The sequence below is a fragment of the Desulfofundulus sp. genome, assembly GCF_049701015.1.
Classification (GTDB): domain Bacteria; phylum Bacillota; class Desulfotomaculia; order Desulfotomaculales; family Desulfovirgulaceae; genus Desulfofundulus.
In genome coordinates this window covers 1-3469 of sequence record NZ_JBNATZ010000257.1, presented here as the reverse complement: position 1 = coordinate 3469, position 3469 = coordinate 1, and the positions used below count along the sequence as shown (strand labels likewise).

At 59.3% G+C, this 3469-nt stretch carries 4 protein-coding genes; 2 read left to right on the top strand and 2 right to left on the bottom strand.

Annotation, left to right across the window (positions count from 1 at the left end):
- Positions 1 to 913: S-layer homology domain-containing protein (locus ACPLUI_RS12715; protein ID WP_424660627.1), on the top strand; the 913-nt coding region annotated here is incomplete at its 5' end.
- A 123-nt stretch (positions 914 to 1036) separates the two neighbouring features.
- Here ACPLUI_RS12715 and ACPLUI_RS12710 read toward each other — a convergent pair.
- The gene (locus tag ACPLUI_RS12710) at positions 1037 to 1504 is read right to left on the bottom strand and encodes a type II toxin-antitoxin system VapC family toxin (protein ID WP_424660626.1); all 468 of its coding nucleotides are present in this window, start codon (positions 1502 to 1504) and stop codon (positions 1037 to 1039) included.
- The gene (locus ACPLUI_RS12705) at positions 1492 to 1755 is read right to left on the bottom strand and encodes an AbrB/MazE/SpoVT family DNA-binding domain-containing protein (protein WP_424660625.1); all 264 of its coding nucleotides are present in this window, start codon (positions 1753 to 1755) and stop codon (positions 1492 to 1494) included. The genes ACPLUI_RS12710 and ACPLUI_RS12705 overlap by 13 nt, the downstream gene beginning before the upstream one ends.
- A gap of 187 nt (positions 1756 to 1942) precedes the next feature.
- Between ACPLUI_RS12705 and ACPLUI_RS12700 the strand changes: the two genes are divergently transcribed.
- Positions 1943 to 3469: O-antigen ligase family protein (locus ACPLUI_RS12700; RefSeq protein WP_424660624.1), on the top strand; the 1527-nt coding region annotated here is incomplete at its 3' end.

Sequence of the window (3469 nt, the reverse complement as noted above, 5' to 3'; positions counted from 1 at the left end):
CCTCAAGGGTCAGGGTGTAACCCTGAATATCACCACTGGCAGGGTTAAGGCCCCGGCACCCGGCGATACTGCGTACAAGGTGGCCGGTGACGCTTACGAGATTAACATCCGGGCCGAAGCGAGCGGTGCCGACAAGGGCGGCCTCAACAGCCTTGCGAAACCCGTCACCCTGACCCTGCCTTACGACCGGTCCAGGCTGGCCGGCGTGCCGGAGGGCTACCTGGGAATCTACCGGCTGAACGGCGGCACCTGGGAGTATGTGGGCGGTAAGGTTGACAGGGCGGCCTGCACGGTTTCCGTCGGGCGCACCAGTCTGTCCACTTACGCCGTCATGGCGTACGACAAGAACTTTGCGGACATGGTAGGCCACTGGGCGGTGAACGACGTGAAGCTGATGGCGGCTAAGCACATCGCAGGCGGCGTATCCGAGACCACTTTTGCGCCCAACGCCGTTGTCACCCGGGCCGAGTTTGCCGCCTTCCTGCTGCGGGCTATGAATATACCCGAGCAGAAAGCCGCCGGCAGCAGGTTCAAGGACGTGGCAGCCGGTGCCTGGTACGCGGGGGCGGTGGAAACCGCCGCAGCGCAGGGCCTGGTGGGAGGCTACCCCGGCGGCACCTTCAAGCCCAACGCGCCGATCACCCGTGAAGAGCTGGCGGCCATGATCACGCGTGCTCTGGCAAGGAGCGGTAGGAATACCGCTCTGAGCGAAGCTGATGTGCAGGCCCTGCTCGGACGTTTCGCTGACGCCGGCAAGGTCAGCCCGTGGGCCAGACAGGCCATGGCCGTGGCCATCAGAGAGGGCATTGTTGACGGCCGACTGGCTGACCAGTGCGTGCCTAAAGCCAATGCCACCCGGGCCGAGGCGGTGGTCATGGTCAAGCGTTTCCTGACCACCACCGGCAGGCTGTAAAAAGCAAATAAAAGCAAATTGCAGGAAAGACCCCCGTCGCCATTACGGCAGCGGGGGTCTTTTAACGTACGCCCGGTTGGCGAAGCGGTGTGGTCTGGCTTTGTCAAGCACGCCTGGTGTTCATTAGTTATGCGACGTCAAAAAATCTGAAAGGTAGATTACTTGTAGACCCGGGAACTGTTTGCCAATGGAGCGGTCGTTAGTAAGAAAGGCCTTTGCGCCTGCTTCGATGGCTGTCGCTATGTGCAGGGCGTCCGGTGTTTTTAGACCCCACTTAGCGCGGATCCCGGCGGCCCGGAGGGCGACCTTTTCTGTTACCGGGAGGAGTTTCAAATTAGGAAAATTTTTTAACAGCAGATAATAATGCTGCGCGACATGCTCTTCGCCCAGCTTTTGAGGAAGAGTTAGCAATTCGGTGAGCATCAGCACACTGGAAACCCCTTGAAAGTCCCCTTTTTCCAGGGCATGAAAGATAGCCGCAAGAACCGTGTGATAGGCGGGGAACTCCTCTTTCTGAAGGTAATAGATGAAAATATTTGTATCTATAGCCACCAATTCAAAGTTGACGAGCGTTTTGGCTAGCTCTCCCATGTTTCTCGCTCCGTCTTCTGGTAAATAAGCGGGTCTATTCCTTTCCACAGGTGCCCGTACAGGCCGGCGAGGGCTTCCGCAAAACTTCGGGGCTTGCGGATCATGGTCACTTTACCGCCCGGCCACACTGCGATCAGCAGTTCGTCTCCCTCTTTAACAGCTAAGGCCCGCCTGACTTCAGCGGGCAACACCATCTGCCCCCTCCGTCCCAGTCGCACAGTGGCTGTCAGTTGTATTTCATTATCATTCAAATATATCACCTCATCTTGCAAATCTTCAGTAGCATCAGTCACATTATAACCATCGCCAGATGAAAAAGCAAGGTGGTTTTCCTGTAATTTTTTGATCAGGAAGTTGATTCAGATGCAGGTAGGAAAATTGATCCTTATGGCGAATAGAATCAAAAGGTGAACTGGAAAAGCGAGGATATTGTCGAAAATGCACGAAATAGTAAAGCCACCTGTCAATGCCAGCCTTAAACCACAACCCATCCTCAACCTGAACCTGCGTCCTTTTTTCCTGGCCGGTCTCTGGTTCGTGCTCCTGACCTCACCCCTCATGCGGGGCCTCTTCTTCCAGCCCGAACTGCTCACGTACCATATTATCACCGCAACTGCCTTCGCCTGCTGCATCTACGACCAGGTACTGCGGCGGGAAGTGCATTACCCGCGCACGCCGCTGGATCTGTCCATCCTGGCGCTGGTGGCTGCCTACGCCCTTTCCCTGATCACCGCGGTGCACATGCGCTCCGCCATAGGAGAGCTTTTGAAAGTTGCGACCTGCTTCATGGTTTACTGGATGGCCCTGCGGGCAGTGCGGGGGGAAAAGGACCTGGACCGCCTGCTGGCTGTGGTTTATGTGGCGGGAATTGGCGTGGCCGCCGTGGGTCTTCTGGCCGCCGCGCGGGTGTTCAACTTCCCAGGTGCCTATGAAGACGGCGTGATCATGTCCACCCTGCAGTACAAGAACGCCCTGGCCGTCTACCTTGCGTCCGTCAACGTCATAGGCCTCGGTTTGAGCTTAAAGCCGGAGCGCCTGCTGCCGAAAGTTGTTTATGTAACCGGCAACCTTTTGCTGGTCGTCATCATTCTGGGCACCCAGTCCCGGGGCGGGTGGGTGCTTTACCCCCTGGCCATGGCCGCATTCATTGCGCTGGTTCCCAAAAGCTTTCGCTGGCGCGCTGCGTACCACCTGGTCATCTTTTTGGGCTGCGGCCTTGTCACGGCCCGGGTTTTCTACAGTCACCTCCAGGGGGCGCAGGGCCTGGCGGTTTTGAAGTATCCTCTGGCCGGGCTGGTTGCCGCGGCTGTTTTACAGGTTGGCTACCATTTCATGGCCCTGTGGCTGAACCGGGACACAGTGCCGGGGAATACCCGCCGGCTGGTGGCTGCAGGAGGGCTGGCCTACTTCGGCGCCGTCCTGGCCGTCTACCTCTGGTACGCTGCTGCTGCCTTCCCCGTGGCTGCCGCCCAGGTTCTCCCCGGCAAAGTAATCGCCCGGGCTGAGACCATTTCCGGCTACGACCCCAGCTTCCGGCAGCGGCTGGAGTACAGCCGTGACGCCCTGCGCATCGTGCGGGACTATCCTATCACCGGCGCGGGCGGCGGGGGGTGGAACGCCCTGTACCACCGCTACGCGTCACGCCTTTACTGGACCACCGAGACGCACAACCATTTCTTCCAGACCTGGGTGGAAGCCGGTACCCTGGGCTTCCTGGCCCTTTCAGCCGTCTGGGTTGGCTTCGTCCTGCTGCTGGTGCGCTTTAAGCGGCGGGAGGAAGGGGAAGGAGTGAGTATTTCCGCCTGGTCGGCCGCCGTCGCCGCCCTGACCCTGGGCGTGCACAGCGCCTTCGACTTCGACCTCTCCCTGGCCGCCCTGGGCATCTACCTTTACGCCCTGCTGGGTGGTGTGCGGGGGCTGGTCCCGGAACCGCTCCATAAGACCGGCCCGGCCACTGCCGGTGAA

What these genes read in the sequence shown, in the direction of transcription:
- ACPLUI_RS12710 (WP_424660626.1), bottom strand. Translation starts at nt 1,504, where the DNA reads ATGGGAGAGCTAGCCAAAACGCTCGTCAACTTTGAATTGGTGGCTATA.